The 450-nt window shown below is 70.4% G+C and carries 1 protein-coding gene; it reads left to right on the forward strand.

Annotated features, from left to right (window positions below):
- On the forward strand, positions 1 to 450 hold a 450-nt coding region (locus RM423_RS25060; RefSeq protein WP_311425747.1), incomplete at both ends, for a potassium-transporting ATPase subunit C.

A 450-nucleotide genomic window follows, 5' to 3' on the forward strand; every position in this document is an offset into this window, starting at 1 on the left:
CCATCACCGCCATCGCCCAGATCCCGGGTTTGAAGAGCCGCGCCGGCGGCTCCGTCGTCTCCCAGAACGGGAAGGTGGTCGGCTCCACGCTGCTGGGCCAGAGCTTCACCGACGCCAAAGGCAGCGCGCTGCCGCAGTACTTCCAGTCCCGGCCCTCGGCGGCCGGCGCGGGCTATGACCCGACCGCGTCCTCAGCCAGCAACCTCGGGCCCGAGTCCATCGTCGACACCCTTCCTGACCCCTCGGTGAAGGATGACGCCGGCAAGCAGAGCCTGCTGACCCAGGTCTGCAGCCGCAGCCTGGCGATCGGCGTGCTGGATGGCGTCAGCGGTGCCCGGCCGTTCTGCACCCCCGACGGAGTCGGGGCGGTACTGGCGGTGTTCTGGTCCGGACCGGGTTACCACGGCAGCATCAGCCGGGTCGTGAGCATCAACCAGGCCGCACCGGCGC

Source organism: Jatrophihabitans lederbergiae, from assembly GCF_031845305.1.
Taxonomy (GTDB): domain Bacteria; phylum Actinomycetota; class Actinomycetes; order Mycobacteriales; family Jatrophihabitantaceae; genus Jatrophihabitans_A; species Jatrophihabitans_A lederbergiae.